This is a genomic window from Mycobacterium sp. NGS67, from assembly GCF_059812185.1.
Map to the genome: position 1 here is coordinate 146,570 of NZ_JCALCF010000003.1, position 23,650 is coordinate 170,219.

Consider the following 23,650-nt stretch of genomic DNA (forward strand, 5'->3'; position numbering starts at 1 on the left):
CGCCTACCGTGCTTCGGACCCAGTCAGGCGGCGCGCGCCGAGTCCCAGCACCACCAACGCCGCCACCGCCACCAGCAGCAGCGACAGTGCCACCGCGGCATCCGGGTCGCTCACCCGCTGCAGGTAGATCTCCAGCGGCAGCGTGCGGGTAACCCCTTGCAGCGACCCGGCGAACGTGAGCGTGGCGCCGAACTCCCCCAGCGAGCGGGCGAAAGCCAGGACGGCACCCGAGACCAGTCCCGGGAGCAGCAGCGGCAGGGTGACTCGCCACCAGGTCGTGGTGGGCCGGGCGCCCAGGGTCGCCGCCACCACCTCGTAGTCGGCCCCGGCGGTGCGGGCGGCACCCTCCAGGGAGATCACCAGGAACGGCAGCGAGACAAAGGTCTGCGCCAACACCACCGCGGTGGTACTGAAAGCGATGCTGACTCCCGCCGCCCCTAGAAATTGCCCGACCAGACCGAGTCGGCCGAACGCGTACAACAACGCGATGCCGCCCACCACCGGCGGCAACACCAGCGGCACCAGGATCAACGGCCGCAGGATGCGCACCAGCCGTAGCCGACTGCGCGCCAGCACCAGCGCCATCGGAACACCGAGCAGGACGCACAGCACCGTGCTCGCGGTGGCGGTCTTCAGGCTCAGCGACAGCGCGGTCGCCGACGAGTCACTGCTGATCAGCGACCAGAAATGCGGCCAGTCGACCTGAACCGCAATCGCGACCAGCGGCAGTGCCACGAACAGCGTCCCGACCCCGGCGGGCAGGTAGATCCAGCGCGGCAGACTGGTCGACGTGCGCATCAAGGCTTGACGAAACCCGCCCGGCCCAGGATCTGCTGCCCGGTCTCGCCGGTCACCAGTGCCAGAAATTTCTGCGCCAGCCCGGATTGGGGTGCTTTCTTCAGCACCGCGATGGGATAGGTGTTCAACACACCGGCGGCCTCGGGGAGTCGAACCGTCGCCACCTTGCTCCCGGCGTCGAGCGCATCGGTGACATAGACCAGCGCGGCGTCGGCTTGTCCGGTGGTGACCTTGTTGAGGGCGTCGGTGACGCTCGGTTCCTCGCTGACCGGATGCAGCTTGATCCCGCCGGCGTCTTCGACGCGTGCGGTGGCCGCGCCGCACGGCACCGGACGCTGACAGATCACCACGTTCAGTCCCGGTCTGGTCAGGTCGGCCAACGAGGTGATGTTCGCAGGGTTGCCCGGCGCGGTCACGATGACCAGCGTGTTGGCGGCGAAGTGCACCGGATCCGCGGCCAGCAGTCCCTGCGCGGCGACCCGGTCCATCTGTGCTGTGTCCGCGGAGGCGAACACGTCGGCGGTCGCCCCCTGGGTCAGCTGGGTGGCCAGATCGGACGAACCCGCGAAGTCGAACTTGACGTCCACACCGGGGTTATCCGTCCTGAACCGTTCGCCGATCTGGGTGAAAGCTTTGTTCAACGACGCGGCCGCGAACACCACGATCGACCGGTCCCCCGACACCGGCGAATGACACGCAGCCAGGCTCCCGTGCAGCAATATCGCTATGAAAAGGACCATCGACCCGCGGCGGCGCACCGGTCAAAACTAACGCCGCGACACCGCGGCTGAATAGTTATGCAAATCGTCAGCGCGTCGTGGCGGTGTCCCGTTTCCCGGAATAGCTACTGTCCAGTAACATGGACCGCGATTGTGGCGTAGCACGCTGAGTTCGCAGCCGAGGCGCTCTAGGTGTGTTGGGTTCGACGGTGAACACGAGGAGGTCAGGCCGTGGAGGTTGTAGTCACTGGCGGGGACACCGATCTGGGGCGCACGGTAGCCGAGAGCTTCCGCGACGACGGCCACAAGGTGACCCTGGTGGGCGCCCGAGGCAGCGACCTCGAGGTCGCCGCCAAAGAACTCGACGTCGACGCGATCGTCTGCGACACCACCGACCCCGCCAGCCTCCAAGAGGCTCGCAACCTTTTCCCGCATCATCTGGACACCATCGTCAACATCCCGGCACCTACCTGGGATGCAGGCGATCCGCGCACCTACTCGCTCTCCGACACCGCCACCGCGTGGCGCCGGACCCTGGACGCGACCGTGCTCTCCGCGGTGCTGACCGTCCAGTGCGTCGGTGACCACTTGCGCTCCGGCGGCAACATCATCAGCGTGCTGCCCGAGAACCCCGCCACCGGCAGCGTCGACGCGGCGATCAAAGCCGCGTTGTCCAGTTGGGTCAGTGGGCAGGCCGAGGTCTACGGCACCCGCGGCATCACCGTCAACGCCGTCGCCTGCGGCCGCAGCGCACAGCCCGGCTATGACGGTCTGTCCCGCACCCCGGCTTCCGTCGCGGCCGAGATCGCCCGGCTGTCGCTGTTCTTGACCACCCCGGCGGCCCGGCACATCACCGGTCAGACACTGCACGTCAGCCACGGCGCGCTGGCTCAGTTCGCCTGATCGGCGCGGCGCTCAGCGCCGATCGCTACGGTAAGAGCCGTGACTATTCGGCTTGGTTTCCAGATCCCCAGATTCTCTTACGGCACGGGTGTGGAGAAGCTGTTCCCCACCGTCGTCGCACAAGCGCGCGAAGCCGACGCCGCCGGCTACGACTCGTTGTTCGTAATGGACCACTTCTACCAACTGCCCATGATCGGCAGTCCGGACGAGCCGATGCTGGAGGCCTACACGGCGCTGGGCGCACTGGCCACCGCGACCGAGCGGCTGCAGCTTGGCACCCTGGTCACCGGCAACACCTACCGCAACCCCGCCCTGCTGGCCAAGATCATCACCACCCTGGACGTGGTGAGCGGCGGACGGGCGGTTCTGGGCCTCGGGACGGGCTGGTTCGAACTGGAACATCGCCAGCTGGGCTTCGAGTTCGGCACCTACACCGACCGGTTCAACCGTCTCGAAGAGGCGTTGCAGATCATCGACCCGATGATCAAGGGCGAACGGGCCACCGTCTCCGGCGACTGGTACACCACCGAATCCGCAATTGCCGAGCCCCGCTACCGCGACCGCGTCCCGATCCTCATCGGGGGCAGTGGCGAGAAGAAGACCTTCGGGATCGCCGCGCGCTACGCCGACCACCTCAACATCATCGCGGCATTCGACGAACTGCCCCGCAAGATCGACGCCGTCAAAGCCCGGTGCGAGGAAGTCGGTCGGGACCCGGCGACACTGGAGACCAGCCTGATGTTGAGCGTGATACTCGACGAGAACGCGAAACCGGAACACCTGCCGGAGAACGTCAGCGCCCGGATGGCGATCGGCGGGCCCGCTCAGATCGCCGAGCAGGTCCAGTCCCGGGTGCTCGACGCGGGAGTGGGCGGGGTGATCATCAACCTGCCGAACGGGCACCTTCCCGGGGTGATCACCACTGCCGCCGAAGCGCTGCGGCCGCTGTTGGGCCTCTGACCGCACGCCGCGATCGTTAGTGTGGCTCATTACACAGGCCCGTGGCTGGGTTTTGCCGGGGTGGGTTGACTAGGCTGAAAAGTGTTAATAGCTAACTGAAGTCGCCCGCCAAGGAGACCCCGTCAGGAGCAGCGGAAACATGAGCAGTAAGCCAGAACCCACTGTTGAACCGCGCCCTCGCCATCGGGTGGTGATCATCGGGTCAGGCTTCGGCGGACTCAATGCGGCAAAGAAGCTCAAGCGTGCCGACGTCGACATCAAGCTGATCGCGCGCACCACCCATCACCTGTTCCAACCCTTGCTGTACCAGGTGGCCACCGGCATCATTTCCGAGGGCGAAATCGCGCCGCCCACCCGAGTGGTACTGCGTAAGCAGCGCAACGTGCAGGTGCTGCTGGGCAACGTCACCCACATCGACCTGGCCCGCCGGGTCGTGGTGTCGGAGTTGCTCGGCCACACCTATGAGACGCCCTACGACAGCCTGATCATCGCCGCCGGCGCGGGCCAGTCTTATTTCGGCAACGACCATTTCGCCGAGTTCGCCCCCGGGATGAAGTCCATCGACGACGCGCTGGAACTGCGCGGCCGCATCCTGAGCGCCTTCGAACAGGCCGAGCGGTCCAGCGACCCGGAACGACGCGCCAAACTGCTCACCTTCACCGTTGTCGGCGCGGGTCCCACCGGCGTCGAGATGGCCGGGCAGATCGCCGAATTGGCCGAACACACCCTCAAGGGGGCGTTTCGGCACATCGACTCGACCAAGGCTCGGGTGATCCTGCTCGACGCCGCCCCCGCCGTGCTGCCGCCGATGGGTGAGAAGCTCGGCGAGCGCGCGGCCAGACGGTTGGAGAAGCTGGGCGTAGAGATCCAGCTCGGTGCCATGGTCACCGACGTGGACCGCAACGGCATCACCGTCAAGGACGCCGACGGCACCGAGCGGCGCATCGAGTCGGCGTGCAAGGTGTGGTCCGCCGGTGTGCAGGCCAGCAGGCTGGGTCGTGACCTGGCCGAGCAGTCCGACGTCGAACTCGACCGGGCCGGCCGGGTGCAGGTGTTGCCCGACCTGTCGATACCGGGACACCCCAACGTCTTCGTCGTCGGCGACATGGCCGCCGTGGAGGGTGTACCGGGCGTGGCGCAGGGAGCGATCCAGGGCGCCAAGTACGTCGCCACCAACATCAAGTCGGAGCTGGCCGGTGCCGACCCAGCCGAGCGGGAGCCGTTCCAGTACTTCGACAAAGGGTCGATGGCCACGGTGTCGCGGTTCTCGGCGGTGGCCAAGATCGGGCCGCTGGAATTCAGCGGGTTCATCGCCTGGCTGATCTGGCTGGTGCTGCACCTGGTGTACCTGATCGGTTTCAAGACCAAGATCACCACGCTGCTGTCCTGGACGGTGACGTTCCTGAGTACCCGCCGCGGTCAGCTGACCATCACCGATCAACAGGCATTCGCCCGAACGCGCCTCGAACAACTGGCGGAGTTGGCGGCCGAAGCCCAAGCGAGCGCGGTCACCAAAGTAGCCAGCTGAAGTCACGCCTCCAGGTTCTGCAGTCGCACCTGGCCGCGCGCGATCAGCCGGCCCTCGTCGTCGGTGATCGTCACCTGCCACAGCTGCTGGCGGCGGCCACGGTGCACCGGATCGGCCGTGCCGTAGACGGTGCCCGATTTGATGGCACGCAGGAAGTCGGTGTTGTTGTTGACGCCCACCACGTTGCCGCCGCCATGCTCGGCCAGCCAGGTGTAAGCCGCCACGCTGGCCATGCTCTCGATCATCGAGCAGTAGACCCCGCCGTGTACCAGGCCCATCGGCTGGAGCAGCGCGGGCTTGACCTCGAGTTGCGCGCGTGCCCCGTCGGGACTCAGTTCGGTGAATTGCAGACCGAGCTGCTGGTCGAACGGGGCGGAGAACTCGACGGAATCCGGGTCAGGCGCAGGCGACACGCCCTTGTGTCTACACGACTCGTCTCCGGTTGTTGTCTACCCCCGAAAAACAGGCGAGCCCCGTGCACCAGGCACGGGGCTCGCCGATCGAGTAGACCGGGGGTCACTGCAGCCCTCAGAACACTTCCGCGGTCCTTGTTGCTCGACCACAGTTAGCATAGGCAAGGCTGCCCTAATATTGCAAGCATTGATTGCGTAGGGTGTCTGGAAGAGTCGTTCAACGAAATGCCGATTCGCGCAACATCGGGTACGACACTCGGTAGTAAGCCGGAGTACGCTGGTACCAACGCTCAGGAGATGAACTATGGCCAAGCTGACGCGGCTGGGGGATCTGGAACGGGCCGTGATGGATCACCTGTGGTCCATGACCGAACCGCAGACCGTACGCCAGGTGCACGAAGCGTTGTCGGCGCGCCGCGACCTCGCGTACACCACCGTGATGACCGTTTTGCAGCGGTTGGCGAAAAAGAACCTGGTCTCCCAGATCCGCGACGACAGGGCGCACCGCTACGCCCCCGTCCACGGCCGCGACGAACTGGTCGCCGGGCTGATGGTCGACGCGCTCGCCCAGGCGCAGGACTCCGGCAGTCGGCAAGCCGCGCTGGTGCACTTCGTCGAACGTGTCGGGGCCGACGAGGCCGATGCGCTGCGCCGCGCACTCGCCGAATTGGAAGCGCACCACCGCAATTCGCCATCTGCTGGACCTCCGGCCGACGACTGAGGGAGAATTACAGCGTGTCCGCGCTGGCCTTCACCATCCTCGCGGTGCTGCTGGCCGGCCCGACACCGGCTGTGTTGGCCCGCGCCGCGTGGCCGTTGCGCGCTCCCCGGGCCGCGATGGTGCTCTGGCAGGCCGTCGCGCTGGCCGCGGTGCTCTCGACATTCAGTGCCGGCATCGCCATCGCCAGCAGGTTGCTCATGCCCGGTCCGGACGGTCGGCCCACTGCCGGGATCCTGGACGCCGAGAGCCGCCTCGGGTGGCCACTGTGGGCCGCCTACCTCACCGTCTTCGCCCTGACCGTCCTGGTCGGGATCCGACTCATGGTGGCGGTGCTCCGGGTCGCCATCGCAACCCGGCGCCGACGGGCGCACCACCGCATGGTGGTGGATCTGGTCGGGCGGGATTCGGTGCGCGCCCAACCGTGTGCGCGCACCCGCGACCTGCGGGTGCTGGACGTCGAGCAACCCCTCGCCTACTGCCTGCCCGGGGTACGCAGCCGCGTCGTGGTCAGCGAAGGGGCGCTCAATACGCTGACCGACGCCGAAGTCACCGCGATCCTGACCCACGAGCGGGCCCACCTGAGGGCCCGTCACGACCTCGTGCTGGAGGCATTCACCGCCGTACACGCCGCCTTCCCCCGTGTGGTGCGCAGCGCCAACGCGCTCGGAGCGGTGCGACTGCTGGTGGAATTGCTGGCCGACGACACCGCGGTACGGGTCACCGGGCGCACCCCGCTGGCCCGGGCGCTGGTCGCCTGCGCGTCCGGACGGGCGCCGTCGGGGGCCCTGGCCGCGGGCGGACCCAGCACCGTGGTTCGGGTGCGCCGGTTGTCCGGCCGCCCGAACAGTCTGATGTTGTCGGTGGCCGCTTACCTGGCGGCGGCGGCGGTCCTGGTGGTGCCCACCATCGCGCTGGCCGTGCCCTGGCTGACCGAGCTGCACCGATTGGTCAGCGTCTAGGCCGAGCCCACCCGTATAACGCCGTCAGTCCGTTGTGACAGTGTGTTTCCGAACAGCTTCCGCACATGCTCGAGCAATAGTTCGCCAACCCCGAGAGGCAGGACATGAGTTCGTCGGATTCGCCAACCGCGACCGCGCAGATCGGAGTCACCGGCCTGGCGGTGATGGGCTCGAACCTGGCCCGCAACTTCGCCCGGCACGGCTACACCGTCGCGCTGCACAACCGATCCGTGGCAAAGACCGACGCGCTGCTGGAAGAGCACGGCTCGGACGGCAACTTCGTCCGCACCGAGACGATCCCGGAATTCCTTGCCGCCCTGGAAAAACCGCGACGCGTCATCATCATGGTGAAGGCCGGTGACCCCACCGACGCCGTCATCAACGAGCTCGCCGACGCGATGGAAGAAGGCGACATCATCATCGACGGCGGCAACGCCCTCTACACCGACACCATCCGTCGGGAGAAGGCGATCCGCGAGCGGGGCCTGCACTTCGTCGGCGCCGGGATCTCCGGCGGCGAGGAGGGGGCGCTGAACGGACCGTCGATCATGCCCGGCGGGCCGGCCGAATCCTACGAATCGCTGGGGCCACTGCTCGAAGAGATCTCCGCGCACGTCGACGGCGTGCCGTGCTGCACGCACATCGGTCCCGACGGCGCCGGGCATTTCGTCAAGATGGTGCACAACGGCATCGAATACTCCGACATGCAGCTGATCGGTGAGGCCTACCAGCTGCTGCGCGATGCACTGGACAAATCGGCGGCGGAGATCGCCGACGTCTTCGACGAATGGAACAAGGGCGACCTGGACAGCTTCCTGGTCGAAATCACCGCCAAGGTGTTGCGCCAGACCGATGCCAAGACCGGCAAACCGCTGGTCGACGTCATCGTCGACGAGGCCGAGCAGAAAGGCACCGGCCGGTGGACGGTGAAGTCGGCGCTGGATCTCGGGGTGCCGGTCACCGGCATCGCCGAGGCGGTGTTCGCCCGTGCACTGTCGGGTTCGGTGGCTCAGCGCAAGGCGACCACCGGACTGGCTTCCGGCGAACTGCGCGACAAACCGGCCGACCCCGAGCAGTTCGTCGAGGACGTCAAGAAAGCCCTGTACGCGTCGAAGATCATCGCCTACGCCCAGGGCTTCAACCAGATCCAGGCCGGCAGCGCCGAATACGGCTGGGACCTCACTCCGGGCGATCTGGCGACCATCTGGCGCGGCGGCTGCATCATCCGGGCCAAGTTCCTCAACCGGATCAAGGACGCGTTCGACGAGGACCCCGACCTGCCGACGTTGATCGTCGCCCCCTATTTCCGCAGCGCGATCGAGGCGGCCATCGACAGTTGGCGTCGGGTGGTGGTGTCTGCCACACAGTTGGGTATTCCGATTCCGGGGTTCTCGTCGGCGTTGTCCTACTACGACGGGTTGCGGACCGAACGGCTGCCCGCCGCGCTCACCCAGGGCCTGCGTGACTTCTTCGGCGCGCACACCTATGGCCGCACCGACGAGGACCGAAGCAAGAAGTTCCACACCCTGTGGAGCGGAGACCGAAGCGAAGTTCCTGCCTGACACGATGAAGTTCCTTGATGGGCACCGCCCGACGTTCGACCTGACCTACAACGACGTGTTCGTGGTGCCGAACCGGTCGGAGGTGGCGTCGCGGTTCGACGTCGACCTGTCCACCGTCGACGGTTCCGGGACCACCATTCCGGTGGTGGTCGCCAACATGACCGCCGTCGCCGGACGCCGCATGGCCGAGACGGTCGCCCGCCGCGGCGGCATCGTGATCCTGCCGCAGGATCTGCCGATCCCCGCGGTGCAGCAGATGGTGCAGTTCGTCAAGAGCCGCGACCTGGTGCTCGATACGCCGGTGATGCTGGCGCCCGACGATTCGGTGTCCGACGCGCTGGCGCTGATCCACAAGCGCGCCCACGGCGTCGCGGTGGTGGTGTTCGAGGGCCGGCCGATCGGCGTGGTGCGCGAGGCGTCCTGCGTGGGGGTGGACCGGTTCACCCGGGTGCGCGACGTCGCGGCCACGGACTTCGTCACCGCGCCGGTGGGCACCGAACCGCGCAAGATCTTCGACCTGCTCGAACACGCGCCGATCGACGTGGCGGTGGTGACGGGTCCCGACGGTGCGCTGGCCGGTGTGCTGACCCGCACCGGGGCGATCCGCACCGGCATCTACCACCCGGCCGTCGACGCCGCGGGCCGGCTGCGCATCGGTGCGGCCGTCGGTATCAATGGGGACGCGGCAGCCAAGGCTCAGGCTCTCGCCGAGGCCGGGGTGGACCTGCTGGTGATCGACACCGCGCACGGGCACCAGGTCAAGGCCCTCGAGGCGATCAAGGCGATCGCCGCGCTGGATCTGGGTATCCCACTGGCCGCCGGAAACGTGGTGTCCGCCGAGGGCACCCGCGACCTGATCGAAGCCGGTGCCGGCATCGTCAAGGTCGGGGTGGGTCCGGGCGCGATGTGCACCACCCGGATGATGACCGGCGTCGGCCGCCCACAGTTCTCTGCTGTCGTCGAATGTGCTTCTGCGGCAAGGGATTTGGGTGGCCACGTGTGGGCGGACGGCGGTATCCGGCATCCGCGGGACGTGGCCCTGGCGCTGGCCGCCGGAGCGTCCAACGTGATGATCGGGTCCTGGTTCGCCGGCACCTACGAGTCCCCCGGCGATCTGATGCGTGACCGGGAGAACCAGCCGTACAAGGAGAGCTACGGGATGGCGTCCAAGCGGGCGGTCGTCGCCCGCACCGGCGCGGACAGCCCGTTCGACCGCGCCCGCAAAGCGCTGTTCGAAGAGGGCATCTCGACGTCGCGGATGGGACTGGACCCGGACCGCGGCGGCGTCGAGGACCTGATCGATCACATCACCTCCGGTGTGCGCAGCACCTGCACCTACGTGGGCGCGGCGAACCTGGAGGAGTTGTACGAGCGGGCGGTGGTCGGCGTGCAGTCGGCCGCGGGGTTTGCGGAGGGGCATCCGCTGCCCACCGGTTGGTGAAACGCTGATGAACCACTCCAGCACCGTGGTCAGCGTGCTGGCCATTCTGGCGCTCACCTTGGGCACCGCCGTGTTTGTCGCCGCGGAGTTCTCGTTGACGGCGTTGGATCGCAGCGTCGTGGAGGCCAATGCCCGCAGCGGCGCCGGTCGGGACCGCTTCATCCGGCGTGCCCACCGCCGGCTGTCGTTCCAGCTGTCGGGCGCGCAGCTGGGTATCTCGATCACCACCCTGGGTACCGGCTATCTGATCGAGCCGCTGGTGGCCGATCTCCCCCACTCGTGGCTGGACCGGCTGGGGACTCCCGATCGGCTGGCCGGTGCCGTCACCGGGTTTCTCGCGCTGGTGGTGGTGACCTCGGTGTCGATGATCTTCGGTGAACTGGTCCCCAAGTACCTGGCGGTGGCCCGACCGCTGCGTACCGCCCGCGCCGTCGTGCTCCCGCAATGGTTGTTCTCGGTGGTGTTCACCCCGGCGATCCGGCTCACCAACGGGGCGGCCAACTGGATCGTGCGCCGGCTGGGCATCGAGCCGGCCGAGGAGTTGCGCTCGGCCCGCACGGCGCAGGAGCTGGTGTCGCTGGTGCGCACCTCGGCACGCAGCGGGTCGCTGGATGACGTCACGGCGGCGTTGATGCACCGCTCGCTGCAGTTCGGCGCCCGCACGGCCGAGGAGCTGATGACCCCCCGGCCCAAGATCGTGGCCCTGCAGACCGATGACACCGTCGCCGACCTGATCGCCGTCGTCGCCGACACGGGTTTTTCCCGGTTTCCCGTCGTGCGCGGCGACCTCGACGAGACCGTCGGCATCGTGCACGTCAAGCAGGTGTTCGCGGTCCCGCCGGCCGAGCGGGCGGCCAGGTTGTTGACGACGGTCGCGCGACCGGTCGCGGTGGTGCCGTCGACGCTGGACGGCGACGCGGTGCTGGCGGCGATCCGCGCGCATCCGCTGCAGACCGCCATGGTGGTCGACGAGTACGGCGGCACCGCAGGCATGGTCACCGTCGAGGACCTGATCGAGGAGATCGTCGGAGACGTCCGCGACGAACATGACGACGCGACACCCGATGTGGTGGCATCCGGCAGTGGTTGGCGGGTCTCGGGCCTACTGCGGATCGACGAGGTGCAAACCGCGACCGGCTACCGCGCTCCCGAGGGGCCCTACGAGACGATCGGCGGGCTGGTATTGCGGGAGCTCGGACACATTCCGGAGGCCGGCGAATCGGTCGAGTTGCCCTCGCTGGACCGTAACGGCCTGCCCGACGAGTCGGTGCGCTGGCAGGCGAAGGTGGTCGAGTTGGACGGCCGCCGTATCGACCAACTCGAGCTCACCGAGGTCGGCGCGCCCGATACCGGCTCGCACCGGGGCAGCCGATGAACTCCCTCCTGGCACTGCTGTTGGCGGTCCTGCTGATCGCGCTCAACGGCTACTTCGTGGGCGCCGAGTTCGCCCTGATCTCGGCGCGGCGCGACCGCCTCGAGGCGCTGGCCGAACAGGGCCGGGCCAGCGCCGTGACGGTGATCCGGGCCGGCGAACAGCTGCCGGCGATGCTGGCGGGTGCTCAACTGGGTGTCACGGTGTCCTCGCTGCTGCTCGGACGGATCGCCGAACCGGCGGTGGCCCAGGTGTTGCGGACCTGGCTCGGCCTGGCCGGCATCCACCCGGCGTTGATGCACACATTGGCGTTCGTCGTCGCGCTGGCGCTCGTGGTGACCCTGCACGTGCTGCTGGGCGAGATGGTGCCCAAGAACATCGCGCTGGCCGGTCCGGAACGCACCGCGATGTTGCTGGTCCCGGCATACCTGCCCTACGTGCGTGTCGCGCGGCCGATCATCGTGTTCTACAACAAGTGCGCCAATGGCATATTGCGGCTGCTGGGCGTTGAGCCCAAGGACGAAATCGACAGCACCGTGTCCACGGCGGAACTGTCCGAGCTGATCGCCGAATCGCTGTCCGAAGGTCTGCTCGACCACGAGGAACACGTGCGGCTGACCCGGGCTCTGCAGATCCGCAGCCGGGTGGTCGGCGACGTCGCGGTGCCGCTGGCCAAGGTTCATGCGGTGTCGGTGGCCGAGGCCGGCTCGGGACCCACCATCGGTGCCGTCGAGCAGGCCCTGGCCCAGACCGGCTATTCCCGTTTTCCGGTGGTGGACCGCGACGGCAGCTACATCGGCTACCTGCACATCAAAGACGTGCTGGCGCTCGGCGACGACCCCCAGACCGTGATCGACCGGGCCCTGGTCCGAGCCCTGCCGCAAGTGCCCGAGTCGCTGGGGCTGCCCGATGCGCTGTCGCGGATGCGTCGCAGCAACAGCCACCTGGCGCTGGTGACCGCCAGTGACGGCGCGGCCGGGAGCGAAGTCGTCGCGCTGGTCGCGCTGGAAGACCTGGTGGAGGACCTGGTGGGAAGCATGCGTGACGTGGCGCCCCGCGATTGAGTGGCCGTAGCCCCGTATGATTTGGGCGTTCTCATGAGCGTTGCCACAAAGCAATTCACCGTGCTCGCAACCTTGCCGCGGGCCAACCCGTCAGCGCGCCATGACCTGGTACGGCGAATCGGCCAGGCTACGCTCGTCACGCTGCCGCTCGGTAGGCTGACGGTAGCTAACTGGGTCCAGCAGAGGGCGGTGCGAGGGTGCTGAGGGGCCGGTAAAGGCCATTACGGAGGAGAATCATCATGACTGATCGCGGGGCCGAGCGGGTTACCCAGGGCAACTTGCAAGTTGCCAGGGTTCTCTATGACTTCGTGAACAACGAGGCCCTGCCCGGCACCGGCATCGATCCGGACAGCTTCTGGGCGGGCGTGGACAAGGTGGTCACCGACCTCACCCCCCGCAACCAGGAACTGCTGAAGACCCGCGAAGAGCTGCAGGCCCAGATCGACAAGTGGCACCGGCACCGGGTGCTCGAGCCGCTCGACCCGGAGGCCTACCGGCAGTTCCTCACCGAGATCGGATATCTGCAGCCCGAACCGGACGACTTCACGATCACCACCTCCGGCGTCGACGACGAGATCACCAGCACGGCGGGTCCGCAGCTGGTGGTCCCGGTGCTCAACGCGCGCTTCGCATTGAACGCCGCCAACGCGCGGTGGGGCTCGCTGTACGACGCGCTCTACGGCACCGATGTCATCTCCGAAGCGGACGGCGCCGAGAAGGGCACCAGCTACAACAAGGTGCGCGGCGACAAGGTCATCGCCTATGCCCGCCGGTTCCTGGACGGTGCCGTGCCGCTCGCGTCGGGCTCGTGGTCGGACGCGACGGGCATCAGCATCGTCGACGGCCAGCTGCAGATCGACGCCAGCGGCCAGTCCACCGGCCTGGCCAGCCCGGAGAAGTTCGCCGGGTACCGCGGCGAACTCGGCTCTCCCAGCTGGTCGGTGCTGCTGGTCAACAACGGGTTGCACATCGAGATCCTGATCGACCCGGAGGACTCGGTCGGCAAGACCGACGCCGCGGGCATCAAGGACGTGGTGCTGGAGTCGGCGATCACCACGATCATGGACTTCGAGGACTCGGTGACCGCGGTCGACGCCGACGACAAGGTGCTGGGCTACCGCAACTGGCTGGGCCTGAACAAGGGTGACCTGGCCGAGGAGATGAACAAGGGCGGCAAGACCTTCACCCGCCGGCTCAACGCCGACCGCACCTACACCGCGCCGGACGGCGGCGAACTGACCCTGCCCGGGCGCAGCCTGTTGTTCGTGCGCAACGTCGGCCACCTGATGACCAACGACGCCATCGTCGACGGTGAGGGCAACGAGTTGCCCGAGGGCATCCAGGATGCGCTGTTCACCGGACTGGCGGCGATCCACGGCCTGCGCAGCGGCGACCAGAACGGCCCGCTCCTCAACAGCCGCACGGGTTCGGTGTACATCGTCAAGCCCAAAATGCACGGACCCGACGAGGTCGCCTTCACGTGCGAGCTGTTCAGCCGCGTCGAGGATGTCCTCGGGTTGCCTCCGGGCACGCTCAAGGTCGGCATCATGGACGAAGAGCGCCGCACCACGGTCAACCTCAAGGCCTGCATCAAGGCGGCCGCCGACCGCGTCGTGTTCATCAACACCGGATTCCTGGACCGCACCGGCGACGAGATCCACACGTCCATGGAAGCCGGCCCGATGATCCGCAAGGGCGCGATGAAGAACAGCGTCTGGATCAAGGCCTACGAGGACGCCAACGTCGACACCGGGCTCGCCGCCGGCTTCAAAGGCAAGGCACAGATCGGTAAGGGCATGTGGGCGATGACCGAGCTGATGGCCGACATGGTCGAGCAGAAGATCGGCCAGCCCAAGGCCGGCGCCACCACCGCGTGGGTGCCCTCGCCGACCGCGGCCACCCTGCACGCCATGCACTACCACCAGGTCGACGTGGGCGCCGTACAGGACGAGCTGCAGGGTCAGCAGCGCACCACGATCGAAGAGTTGCTCACCATCCCGTTGGCCAAAGAGCTGGCCTGGGCGCCGGAGGAGATCCGCGAGGAGGTCGACAACAACTGCCAGTCGATCCTGGGCTACGTGGTGCGCTGGGTCGAGCAGGGTGTCGGCTGCTCCAAGGTGCCCGACATTCACAACACCGCCCTGATGGAGGACCGCGCGACGCTGCGCATCTCCAGCCAGCTGCTCGCGAACTGGTTGCGTCACGGCGTGATCACCAGCGAGGACGTCCGGGCCAGCCTGGAACGGATGGCGCCGCTGGTCGACAAGCAGAACGAGGGCGACCGGGCTTACCGGCCGATGGCTCCTGACTTCGACGACAGCATTGCGTTCCTGGCCGCAGAGGAATTGATCCTGTCCGGCGGTCAGCAACCCAGCGGATACACCGAGCCGATCCTGCACCGCCGCCGTCGGGAATTTAAGGCCCGCGCGGGTGGGTAGGCACAGCAAGCCCGATCCCGAAGATTCGGTCCCAGAAGAGGATTCAGAGTTCGGCGCCGAGCCGGCCGCCGGCGGATCCGAGCCCGAGCAGCAGCCGCCGGACCTTGCGCCGTCCCAGGATTTCGGCTACCGGGACGAAAGCACTTGGTCGCCGTTCTCGACAGAACCCCACTATCCGGACGAGGACCGCGGACACGAGGACGCGGATGCGGGCGCCGACGACTATCCCGACTTTGGTTTCCGGGAGCAAGACGCGGAACCGCCGTCGTCGGAGGCTTCGGCCGCCACGCCTCCTCCCCCGCTGTTCAGCGCCGGTCAGCGTGGCCAGAACGACTGGCAGGGCGGGCACCGCAGCACCGGCGGCCGACGTGGGGTGAGCGTCGGGGTGATCGTGGCGCTGGTCACCGTGGTCTTAGTGGTCGCAGGAGTGATCTTGTGGCGGTTCATCGGCGACGCGTTGTCGAATCGGTCGCACTCGGCGGCTGCGCGTTGCGTCGGAGGCAAGGATTCCGTCGCCGTCCTGACCGATCCTTCCATCGTCGACCCGATCAAAGGGCTGGCCGACAGCTACAACGCCCAGGCCGGTCCGATCGGTGACCGCTGCGTCACCGTGACCGTCAAGTCGGCCGGCTCCGACGCGATCCTGAGTGGGTTCGTCGGCAAATGGCCGGTTGACCTGGGCAACCAGCCGGGGTTGTGGATCCCGGGCAGTTCGGTGTCCGCGGCACGGCTGGTCGGGGCCACGGGCAAGCAGACCATCAGTGACAGCCGCTCGTTGGTGACCTCACCGGTAGTGCTGGCCATCCGGCCGGAGTTTCAGCAGGTACTGGCCAAACAGGACTGGGCCGCGCTGCCGGGCCTGCAGTCCAACCCCAATTCGATGGCCGGACTCAATCAGCCGTCGTGGGGGTCGCTGCGCCTGGCGATGCCGATCACCGGCAACAGCGACGCGTCCTTCCTGGCCGGTGAGGCGATAGCGGCCGCGTCGGCGCCCGCGGGGTCCCCACCGGACGCCGGCATCGGCGCGGTGCGCACCCTGATGAACGCGCAACCCAAGCTCGCCGACGACTCGTTGAACGAGGCGTTCAACGCGCTGCTCAAAGCCGGGGACGTGGCAGCGGCGCCGGTGCATGCGGTGGTCACCACCGAGCAGCAGCTGTTCCAGCGCGGCCAGTCGACGCCGGATGCCAAGAGCAAACTGGCTTCGTGGACTCCGCCGGGGCCGGTCGCGGTCGCCGACTATCCGACGGTGCTGCTCAGCGGGTCGTGGTTGTCGCAGGTGCAGACGACGGCGGCCAGTGAGTTCGCCCGGTTCCTGCACAAGCCCGAGCAGCTGGCCAAGCTGGGCAAGGCCGGATTCCGGGCGGACGGCGTCAAACCGCCGAGCAGCCCGGTGACCACCTTCCCGGCAATACCGGCGACGCTGTCGGTAGGCGACGAGGCGACCCGGGCCACGCTGGCCGACACCATAGCCTCGCCTTCGGCCGGGGTGGCCGCGACCATCATGCTCGACCAGTCGTTGCCGGTCGACGAAGGCGGCGGCAAGACCCGCCTCGCCAACGTCGTCGCCGCGCTCAGCAACAGGATCAAGGCGTTGCCCCCGACCGCGGTGATCGGCCTGTGGACGTTCGACGGCCACGAGGGCCGCTCGGAGGTGGCAGCCGGGCCGCTGACCGACCAGGTCAACGGCCAGCCGCGTTCGGCGGCGCTGCTGGGGGCACTGGACCGGCAGTACTCGTCCGGCGGAGGCGCGGTGTCGTTTACCACGCTGCGCATGATCTATCAGGAGATGCTGGCCAATTACCGTGCCGGGCAAGACAATTCGATCCTGGTGATCACCGCCGGACCGCACACCGACCAGTCTCTGGACGGGCCCGGGTTGCAGGAGTTCATCAAGAACGCCAACGACCCGGCCAGACCGGTCGCGGTCAACGTCATCGACTTCGGCGGCGACCCGGACCGCGCCACCTGGGAGGCCGTCGCCCGACTCAGCGGCGGCAGCTACCAGAACATGCCGACGTCGGCGACGCCGGAACTGGCCACCGCGGTCAACAACTTCCTGAGCTGACCGATGGTCGACTTCACACCGGATCCCGGGCTGTACCCCTTCCGGTCGCGCTGGTTCGACAGTTCCCGCGGGCGCATCCACTACGTCGACGAAGGCGACGGCCCGCCCATCCTGTTCTGCCACGGCAACCCGACCTGGAGCTTTCTGTACCGCGACATCATCGTGGCGCTGCGCGACCGGTTCCGTTGCGTCGCACCGGATTACCTGGGCTTCGGCCTGTCCGAGCGGCCGGCGGGCTTCGGGTACCGCATCGACGAACATGCGCGCGTCGTCGGCGAACTCGTCGACCAGCTCGGACTCGACGGCTACGTCACCATGGGCCAGGACTGGGGAGGTCCGATCAGCATGGCGGTCGCGACCGAGCGCGCCGACCGGGTCCGCGGAATCGTGCTGGGCAATACCTGGTTCTGGCCCACCGATGTGCTGTCCACGAAGATCTTCAGTCGGGTGATGTCGAGTCCGCCGATGCAGTACGCGATCGTGCAACGCAATTTCTTCGTCGAGCGACTGATCCCGGCGGGCACGCAGCGCCGCCTCGATACCGCGGTGATGCAGCATTATCGGGCCGTTCAGCCCAGGCCGGCCGACCGGTTGGGCGTGGCGCAGATGCCCAGAGAGATCCTGGCGGCCGCTCCCCTGCTGGAGCGGCTGGCCACGGAGGTGCCCGCCAAGCTGGGTGCCCGGCCGGCGCTGCTCATCTGGGGCATGAAGGACTTCGCGTTCCGACCGGGCCCGTCGTTGCCGCGGATGCGGGCGGCGTTCCCCGATCACGTGCTGGTCGAGTTGCCGACGGCCAAGCACTACATCCAGGAGGACGAGCCCGCTCGGATCGCCGAAGCGATTATCGACCGGTTCGGCTGACCGGTCAGGCGAACGCCTCCACCGGCGGGCACGAACACACCAGGTTGCGGTCACCGTAGGCGCCGTCGATGCGCCGCACCGGCGGCCACACCTTGGGGCGGAACGCCTTGCCCAGCGGGTAGGCGGCTTCTTCCCGGCTGTAGGGGTGGTCCCAGTCGGACACCAGCAGGCTCTCGGCGGTGTGCGGCGCGCCGCGCAGCGGATTGTCGTCCACCGGCCACTCCCCGCTGCCGACCCGGTCGATCTCGCCGCGGATGCCGATCATCGCTTCGCAGAACGCGTCGACTTCGGCCAGGCTCTCGCTTTCGGTGGGCTCGACCATCAGGGTGCCGGCCACCGGGAAGCTCATGGTCGGCGCGTGAAAACCATAGTCTGCCAAGCGTTTCGCGACGTCGTCGACGGTCACGCCGGTGGCTTTGGTGATGCCGCGCAGATCGAGAATGCACTCGTGGGCGACCATGCCGTTATCGCCGGTATAAAGCACCGGGAAGTACTCGTCGAGACGGCGGGCGATGTAGTTGGCCGACGCGATCGCGGTCAGCGATGCCGCCCGCAGCCCGTCACCGCCCATCATCCGGATGTAGGCCCAGCTGATCGGCAGGATCGAAGCCGACCCGTAGGGCGCTGCCGACACCGGATGTCCCTGCGGAAGCTCCGGCGCGTGCGGGTGCCCGGGCAGGAAAGGCGCCAGGTGCGAGCGCACCGCGACGGGCCCGACGCCCGGACCGCCACCGCCGTGCGGGATGCAGAACGTCTTGTGCAGGTTCAGGTGACTGACGTCGCCGCCGAACTTGCCGGGGCGGGCCAGCCCGACCAGCGCGTTGAGGTTGGCGCCGTCGACGTACACCTGGCCGCCGGCGTCGTGCACGGCGGCGCAGATGTCGGCGATGTCGTGCTCGTACACGCCGTGGGTGGACGGGTAGGTGATCATCAGCGTCGACAGTCGCTCGGCGTGCTCGCTCACCTTGGCGCGCAGGTCGTTCAGGTCGACGTCACCGTTGGGCAGGCACCCCACCACGACCACCCGCATGCCGGCCAGCGCCGCCGAGGCCGCGTTGGTGCCGTGCGCGCTGGACGGGATCAGGCAGATGTCGCGGTGCGGTTCCCCGCGGCTGGCGTGGTAGTCGTGGATCGCCAACAGGCCGGCGTACTCCCCCTGCGAGCCGGCGTTGGGCTGCAGTGAGACCGCGTCGTAGCCGGTGATGGCCACCAGCCAGGACTCCAGGTCGGCGATCAGCCGACGCAGTCCCGGGGTGTCGGTGACCGGCGCGAACGGATGCTGCCGTCCGAACTCCGGCCAGGTGATCGGCTCCATCTCGGCGGCCGCGTTGAGTTTCATGGTGCAGGATCCGAGCGGGATCATGCTGCGGTCCAACGCGATGTCCTTGTCGGCCAGCGTGCGCAGGTAACGCATCATCGACGTCTCGGTGCGGTATCGGGTGAACGCCGGATGGGTCAGGAATTCCGTTGTGCGAGTAGCGATATCGATCGGGACCGGGTCACCGCCCGACACGCCGAAGGCCGCCAGGACCATCGCCACGTGGACGTCGGTGGTGGCTTCGTCGCACGCCACCGAGACGTGGTCGGCGTCCACCCGCCACAGGTTGACACCTTCGGCCTTGGCCGCGGCGATCACCTCGTCGGCGCGGCCCGGCACCCGGGCCAGCACCGTGTCGAAAAATCGGTCGTGGACCACAGCCTCACCCAGCGCCCCGGCAATGGTTTCGGCGTGGCCGTGCACGCGCCGCGCGATGGCCGTCAGACCGTCGGCGCCGTGATAGCTGGCGTACATCGCCGCCATCACCGCCAGCAGCACCTGCGCGGTGCAGATGTTGCTGGTCGCCTTGTCGCGGCGGATGTGCTGTTCGCGGGTCTGCAATGCCAGGCGATAGGCGTCACTGCCGTCCGCGTCTTTGGACACCCCGACCAGGCGCCCCGGCAGCTGGCGGGCGTGCTTGGCGTGCACCGCCAGGTAGCCAGCGTGCGGACCGCCGAATCCCATTGGCACACCGAACCGTTGGGTGGTTCCGAACGCGACGTCGGCGCCGAACTCACCGGGCGGCTTAATCAGGGTCAGCGCCAGCAGGTCGGCGCCGAGCGCCACCAGCGCGCCGCGGTCGTGGGCCTGTGCCGCCAGCGCGCTCCAGTCGGTGATCCGGCCGCTGGCCCCGGGCAGCTGCGCGATGACTCCGAAGAATTCGCCGTCGGGCAACCCGTCGCGCAGGTCGGCGGTGACGATCTCGATGCCCAGCGGTTTGGCCCGCGTCGCCAGAATCGCCGCGGTCTGAGCGAACACATCGACGTCGACCGCCAACCGGTTCGACGGTCCCCGGAACGCACGGTGCATCAACGTCATGGCCTCGGCGGCCGCGGTGCCCTCGTCGAGCATCGAGGCGTTCGCGATCTCCAGGCCGGTCAGGTCAGTGACCATGGTCTGGAAGTTCAGCAGCGCTTCCAGCCGACCCTGGCTGATTTCGGGCTGATACGGCGTGTAGGCGGTGTACCAGGCCGGGTTTTCCATGATGTTGCGCAGCAGCACCGGCGGGGTCAGCGTGTCGTAGTAGCCCTGCCCGATCATCGACACCGCGACGGTGTTGCTGTCGGCCAGCGCCCGCAACTCGGCCAGCGCCTCGGACTCGGTGGCCGCCGGCGGCAACCGGTCCAGACCGGGGGCGGCGCCGTTGCTGTCCAGCTTGTCCAGGATGCCGGTCGGGACCGCCTTGGCGGCCAGCGCGTCGAGCGAGTCGACACCGATGACGGCAAGCATGGTGGCGACGGCGTCGCCGTCGAGTCCGATGTGGCGGTCGGCGAATGTTGGCTCAGACATGGATCTCCCGGTAGAGGACGCGACGACGGGTCCTCTCCCTCTGTCCTCACCCGGGCACCGGGCGCCTGAGAGATTCAGCGCGGTCGAGTGCGCCTTTCCCCATCGGCGGGTGAGGACCAGACCGGTCGTCACCGCTTTCCAGAGGCATCGTTGTCCGGCGCGGTCCGGGTGCCTGAGAGGTTGACGGAGAGGTATTGCTCCTTCGGCGTCCGTAGCTGGCGGCCACAGAACTCTCCCGCGCGGGGGCGATGCGGCAACCAGTTTACTCCGCGGGTGCGGTCAGCCGATCTTGCGGTCGCGGTGCTTGCGCCGCGAAGCCAGCTCGTCCTCGGGAGCCGCGATCGACTCGCCGCCGTCCGCGCGCTCGCCGGGGAAGTCGGCGATCACGCCGGTCAGCTCTCGCATCGCGCCGGAGACGGCGATGCCGAACACGCCCTGGCCGCCCTGCAGCAGGTCGACGACTTCCTCGGCCGAGGTGCATTCATACACGCTGGTGCCGTCGGAGAACAGGGTGATGTTGGCCAGGTCCTCCACACCGCGCTGGCGCAGATGGTCGACCGCGACCCGGATGTTGTGCAGCGAGATCCCGGTGTCGAGGAGGCGCTTGACGATCTTGAGGACGAGGATGTCCTTGAACGAGTAGAGCCGCTGGCTACCCGACCCGGCCGCGCCCCGGATCGAGGGCACCACCAGAGAGGTACGTGCCCAATAGTCCAACTGGCGGTAGGTGATACCGGCAATCTGGCAGGCGCTGGGCCCGCGGTAACCCACCAGTTCGTCGGGCACCGAATCGTCGGGGAACAGGCCGGGCTGGACCGGCTGGGCAGGCACGGCGGCGGGCGTCGACTCGGCGGCCGGGTGATCGGCAAGGTCAAGCTGTCCTTGACGTGGCTGCTCGCTCACGGTGCATCCTCTCGCCGATCGCGCTGTTGTCACAAGCTGCGTCACTGGCTGCCCCCGCAGCCACGTTAGCTCAGGCCCGAGTGTCTGAGAGCATACGCTGTCCGGTGCCTGTCGTGCTGTGGGTCAATCATCAACTCGTCATCAAAGTATGGCTGCCGCCCCGGTGAGCGGGTGACATCCGGTAGGCGTGTCGACAATCCGTTGTGTGATATGAGACGCATCCGTGATGTTGCGCGGGTACCGGTTCCCCCCGGCGAGCAGACGTGAAAACCCCCATTTCGTGCCCAAATGAGGGGCTTTCACGTCTGCTCGAGCCCACTACTCGCGCCAGCTAGGTGGCCTTGAAGTCGTCCGGCGAGACGCTGTCGAGAAACTCCTTGAACTTCTCCACCTCGTCCTCGCGGACCGCGCCGCCGCCCTCTTCGTCACCCTCGTCCGGAATCAGCAAACCCGCCTGGGCCAGTACCGACTCTTCGACGTAGATCGGCACATTGACCCGCAGCGCGATCGCCACCGAGTCCGACGGCCGGGCGGACACCTTGATGTCGCGATCGAAGATCAGGTCGGCGTAGAAAGTGCCCTCCTGCAGGTCGACGATGCGCACCTCTTTGAGCGAATGCCCAAGCGCGGCAATGAGATCCCGGATCAGGTCATGGGTGAGCGGGCGGGGCGGCTCCACACCTTGCTGCTCCAGCGCGATGGCCGCGGCCTCCGACTGGCCGATCCAGATCGGCAGGTACCGGTCACCGTTTGTCTCGCGCAGCAGCAGCACCGGCTGGTTCTGCGGCTGCTCGACACGAATGCCGACAACACGAACTTCACCCATCAGTGTCTGCCCTCCGCACACGCCCGCTGCCGTCGAACGGAAGTCTAGTCCTCAGCGGTGCAGTACGTCGCGGACGGCGGACTTGATCAGTGAGGTGTGCAACGTGATCGCCAGTGCGGCGACTTCGCGGGCCAGGTCGTCGGCGCGGTCCCGCGCGCCGGCCTTGCCCGCTTTGACCAGCGGTCCGGCGATCTGGGCAATCAGATCCGACTGCCGGTCCGCGGCGGAACGGAAGGCACGCAAATGCCTTGGCTCCACGCCGTAGTCGGCCAGGGCGTGCGCGCACTGCAGGATCACGACGGCGTGTTCGTCGAAGAAGCCGCCCGGACCGGTGGTGATCACCCCCGCCTTCAGCAGAGCCGTCAGCAACGCAGCGTCGACGCCGGAGCGCTTGAGGAGGTCGTCGCGACTGAGCCGGATGCCGGCCGGCGACACCGCAGCCGAATCCGGGGCCGACTCGGCGCCGTTGTCTGCCACCGACACCAATCGTGGTACGCCGTAAGGAGATCCGATGGCCGGCAGCTCGCCGTCGGGTTGAGCATCCAGCTGTGCCCGAATCACCTTCAGCGGCAGGTAGTGGTCGCGCTGGGCGGTCAGGATGAAGCGCAGCCGCGCACAGTCGTACGCGGTGAATCTGCGATAGCCCGACGCCGCACGTTGTGGCGTCACCAGCCCCTCGGCCTCCAGAAACCGGATCTTGGAGATGGTGACATCGGGGAAGTCCGGCCGCAGCAGGTCCAGGACCGCCCCGATCGACATCCCGGACAGTGCCGGGCTATCGGGTGCGCCCACTAGCCTCCGGATCCCCCGTCGTCGTCACCTTTAGGACCGGTCAGGAAGACCAGCCGGAACTTGCCGATCTGGACTTCGTCGCCGTTGGCCAGCACCGCCGAATCCACCGGTTCGCGATTGACGTAGGTGCCGTTGAGGCTGCCGACGTCGACGACGTTGAACTCGCCGCTTTCCAACCGGAATTCGGCGTGCCGGCGGCTCACCGTGACGTCGTCGAGGAAGATGTCGCTGTCGGGATGGCGGCCGGCCGAGGTGATGGCCTGGTCCAACAGGAAGCGGGAGCCGGCGTTCGGCCCGCGTTTGACGACCAGCAACGCCGACCCGGCCGGCAGACCTTCCACGCCCGATACCGAACTCTCGGTACCCGCCTGCGCGGGCGCGTCCAGTTCGTTGAGGAAGTCGGCGCGGAAGACCGAAGTCGTCTCCACCGTGACTTCGTCACTCTGCTCGTTTTCCGTCACCCGCTGCTCCTCACTGGCCGCTGTGGCGTTATCT

General features: G+C 67.7%; 20 protein-coding genes and 2 riboswitches. Of the genes, 12 read left to right on the forward strand and 8 right to left on the reverse strand.

The window, feature by feature from the left end; translation table 11 throughout:
* Positions 1 to 3 precede the first annotated feature (3 nt).
* Entirely contained in the window at positions 4 to 798 is a 795-nt protein-coding gene (locus AC5Y4D_RS03615; protein WP_500036387.1) for an ABC transporter permease, read from the reverse strand.
* The gene (modA, locus tag AC5Y4D_RS03620; RefSeq protein WP_500036388.1) at positions 798 to 1,556 is read right to left on the reverse strand and encodes a molybdate ABC transporter substrate-binding protein; all 759 of its coding nucleotides are present in this window, start codon (positions 1,554 to 1,556) and stop codon (positions 798 to 800) included. Before modA ends, AC5Y4D_RS03615 begins: the two co-directional genes overlap by 1 nt.
* A 192-nt stretch (positions 1,557 to 1,748) precedes the next feature.
* On the opposite strand from modA, the gene AC5Y4D_RS03625 reads away from it, so the two are divergent.
* The 3 genes from AC5Y4D_RS03625 to AC5Y4D_RS03635 all read left to right on the forward strand — a co-directional run bounded on the left by AC5Y4D_RS03625 (position 1,749) and on the right by AC5Y4D_RS03635 (position 4,908).
* Positions 1,749 to 2,420, forward strand: a complete 672-nt coding sequence (locus tag AC5Y4D_RS03625) for an SDR family oxidoreductase (RefSeq protein ID WP_499946820.1) — start codon at positions 1,749 to 1,751, stop codon at positions 2,418 to 2,420.
* A 39-nt stretch (positions 2,421 to 2,459) separates the two neighbouring features.
* Complete coding sequence (locus AC5Y4D_RS03630) at positions 2,460 to 3,380, forward strand: LLM class F420-dependent oxidoreductase (RefSeq protein ID WP_500036389.1); 921 nt, start codon at positions 2,460 to 2,462, stop codon at positions 3,378 to 3,380.
* 139 nt (positions 3,381 to 3,519) lie between these two features.
* Positions 3,520 to 4,908 (forward strand): NAD(P)/FAD-dependent oxidoreductase, encoded by a 1,389-nt coding sequence (locus AC5Y4D_RS03635; RefSeq protein WP_500036390.1) that lies wholly within the window; start codon positions 3,520 to 3,522, stop codon positions 4,906 to 4,908.
* Positions 4,909 to 4,910: 2 nt separating this feature from the next.
* Here AC5Y4D_RS03635 and AC5Y4D_RS03640 read toward each other — a convergent pair whose 3' ends face one another.
* Positions 4,911 to 5,321 (reverse strand): PaaI family thioesterase, encoded by a 411-nt coding sequence (locus AC5Y4D_RS03640; protein WP_500036391.1) that lies wholly within the window; start codon positions 5,319 to 5,321, stop codon positions 4,911 to 4,913.
* 304 nt (positions 5,322 to 5,625) lie between these two features.
* Between AC5Y4D_RS03640 and blaI the strand changes: the two genes are divergently transcribed.
* The 9 genes from blaI (at position 5,626) to AC5Y4D_RS03685 (ending at position 17,807) form a co-directional block, all read left to right on the forward strand.
* Entirely contained in the window at positions 5,626 to 6,042 is a 417-nt protein-coding gene (gene blaI, locus AC5Y4D_RS03645) for a transcriptional repressor BlaI (RefSeq protein WP_499942391.1), read from the forward strand.
* A gap of 14 nt (positions 6,043 to 6,056) precedes the next feature.
* Positions 6,057 to 7,001 (forward strand): M56 family metallopeptidase, encoded by a 945-nt coding sequence (locus tag AC5Y4D_RS03650; RefSeq protein ID WP_499942393.1) that lies wholly within the window; start codon positions 6,057 to 6,059, stop codon positions 6,999 to 7,001.
* A gap of 104 nt (positions 7,002 to 7,105) precedes the next feature.
* Entirely contained in the window at positions 7,106 to 8,563 is a 1,458-nt protein-coding gene (gnd, locus tag AC5Y4D_RS03655) for an NADP-dependent phosphogluconate dehydrogenase (RefSeq protein WP_500036392.1), read from the forward strand.
* Between the two features lie 4 nt (positions 8,564 to 8,567).
* Complete coding sequence (locus tag AC5Y4D_RS03660; RefSeq protein WP_499990653.1) at positions 8,568 to 10,004, forward strand: GuaB1 family IMP dehydrogenase-related protein; 1,437 nt, start codon at positions 8,568 to 8,570, stop codon at positions 10,002 to 10,004.
* A 7-nt stretch (positions 10,005 to 10,011) separates the two neighbouring features.
* Positions 10,012 to 11,379, forward strand: a complete 1,368-nt coding sequence (locus AC5Y4D_RS03665) for a hemolysin family protein (RefSeq protein ID WP_500036393.1) — start codon at positions 10,012 to 10,014, stop codon at positions 11,377 to 11,379.
* Entirely contained in the window at positions 11,376 to 12,440 is a 1,065-nt protein-coding gene (locus AC5Y4D_RS03670) for a hemolysin family protein (protein WP_500036394.1), read from the forward strand. The genes AC5Y4D_RS03665 and AC5Y4D_RS03670 overlap by 4 nt, the downstream gene beginning before the upstream one ends.
* A 239-nt stretch (positions 12,441 to 12,679) precedes the next feature.
* On the forward strand, positions 12,680 to 14,878 hold the full coding sequence (locus AC5Y4D_RS03675) for a malate synthase G (RefSeq protein ID WP_500036395.1): 2,199 nt from the start codon (positions 12,680 to 12,682) through the stop codon (positions 14,876 to 14,878).
* On the forward strand, positions 14,871 to 16,946 hold the full coding sequence (locus AC5Y4D_RS03680) for a substrate-binding domain-containing protein (RefSeq protein WP_500036396.1): 2,076 nt from the start codon (positions 14,871 to 14,873) through the stop codon (positions 16,944 to 16,946). Before AC5Y4D_RS03675 ends, AC5Y4D_RS03680 begins: the two co-directional genes overlap by 8 nt.
* Positions 16,947 to 16,949: 3 nt before the next feature.
* Positions 16,950 to 17,807 carry a haloalkane dehalogenase gene (locus AC5Y4D_RS03685; RefSeq protein WP_500036397.1) on the forward strand — a complete coding sequence of 286 codons (858 nt, stop codon included), beginning with the start codon at positions 16,950 to 16,952 and terminating at the stop codon, positions 17,805 to 17,807.
* Positions 17,808 to 17,811: 4 nt separating this feature from the next.
* On the opposite strand, the gene gcvP is transcribed toward AC5Y4D_RS03685, so the two are convergent.
* From gcvP to garA, 5 genes are all read right to left on the reverse strand, one after another.
* The gene (gcvP, locus tag AC5Y4D_RS03690; protein WP_500036398.1) at positions 17,812 to 20,634 is read right to left on the reverse strand and encodes an aminomethyl-transferring glycine dehydrogenase; all 2,823 of its coding nucleotides are present in this window, start codon (positions 20,632 to 20,634) and stop codon (positions 17,812 to 17,814) included.
* Between the two features lie 30 nt (positions 20,635 to 20,664).
* A riboswitch (glycine riboswitch) is annotated at positions 20,665 to 20,784 on the reverse strand.
* A riboswitch (glycine riboswitch) is annotated at positions 20,785 to 20,882 on the reverse strand. It lies immediately after the preceding riboswitch.
* 31 nt (positions 20,883 to 20,913) lie between these two features.
* The gene (locus tag AC5Y4D_RS03695; protein ID WP_499942405.1) at positions 20,914 to 21,537 is read right to left on the reverse strand and encodes a MerR family transcriptional regulator; all 624 of its coding nucleotides are present in this window, start codon (positions 21,535 to 21,537) and stop codon (positions 20,914 to 20,916) included.
* 331 nt (positions 21,538 to 21,868) lie between these two features.
* Positions 21,869 to 22,363, reverse strand: coding sequence for a bifunctional nuclease family protein (locus AC5Y4D_RS03700; protein WP_499942406.1), 495 nt, complete (start codon positions 22,361 to 22,363; stop codon positions 21,869 to 21,871).
* Between the two features lie 51 nt (positions 22,364 to 22,414).
* Positions 22,415 to 23,155 carry a transcriptional regulator FtsR gene (gene ftsR / locus AC5Y4D_RS03705; RefSeq protein ID WP_499942407.1) on the reverse strand — a complete coding sequence of 247 codons (741 nt, stop codon included), beginning with the start codon at positions 23,153 to 23,155 and terminating at the stop codon, positions 22,415 to 22,417.
* Positions 23,155 to 23,616 carry a glycogen accumulation regulator GarA gene (gene garA, locus AC5Y4D_RS03710; RefSeq protein WP_499942409.1) on the reverse strand — a complete coding sequence of 154 codons (462 nt, stop codon included), beginning with the start codon at positions 23,614 to 23,616 and terminating at the stop codon, positions 23,155 to 23,157. Before garA ends, ftsR begins: the two co-directional genes overlap by 1 nt.
* Positions 23,617 to 23,650 lie beyond the last annotated feature (34 nt).

Excerpts from the sequence above, each read along its gene's own strand:
- AC5Y4D_RS03615 (WP_500036387.1), bottom strand. The coding sequence starts at position 798 with ATGCGCACGTCGACCAGTCTGCCGCGCTGGATCTACCTGCCCGCCGGG.
- AC5Y4D_RS03635 (WP_500036390.1), top strand. The coding sequence starts at position 3,520 with ATGAGCAGTAAGCCAGAACCCACTGTTGAACCGCGCCCTCGCCATCGG.
- blaI (WP_499942391.1), top strand. The coding sequence starts at position 5,626 with ATGGCCAAGCTGACGCGGCTGGGGGATCTGGAACGGGCCGTGATGGAT.
- gnd (WP_500036392.1), top strand. The coding sequence starts at position 7,106 with ATGAGTTCGTCGGATTCGCCAACCGCGACCGCGCAGATCGGAGTCACC.
- AC5Y4D_RS03660 (WP_499990653.1), top strand. The coding sequence starts at position 8,568 with ATGAAGTTCCTTGATGGGCACCGCCCGACGTTCGACCTGACCTACAAC.
- AC5Y4D_RS03665 (WP_500036393.1), top strand. The coding sequence starts at position 10,012 with ATGAACCACTCCAGCACCGTGGTCAGCGTGCTGGCCATTCTGGCGCTC.
- AC5Y4D_RS03670 (WP_500036394.1), top strand. The coding sequence starts at position 11,376 with ATGAACTCCCTCCTGGCACTGCTGTTGGCGGTCCTGCTGATCGCGCTC.
- AC5Y4D_RS03675 (WP_500036395.1), top strand. The coding sequence starts at position 12,680 with ATGACTGATCGCGGGGCCGAGCGGGTTACCCAGGGCAACTTGCAAGTT.
- AC5Y4D_RS03685 (WP_500036397.1), top strand. The coding sequence starts at position 16,950 with ATGGTCGACTTCACACCGGATCCCGGGCTGTACCCCTTCCGGTCGCGC.
- gcvP (WP_500036398.1), bottom strand. The coding sequence starts at position 20,634 with ATGTCTGAGCCAACATTCGCCGACCGCCACATCGGACTCGACGGCGAC.
- AC5Y4D_RS03700 (WP_499942406.1), bottom strand. The coding sequence starts at position 22,363 with ATGGGTGAAGTTCGTGTTGTCGGCATTCGTGTCGAGCAGCCGCAGAAC.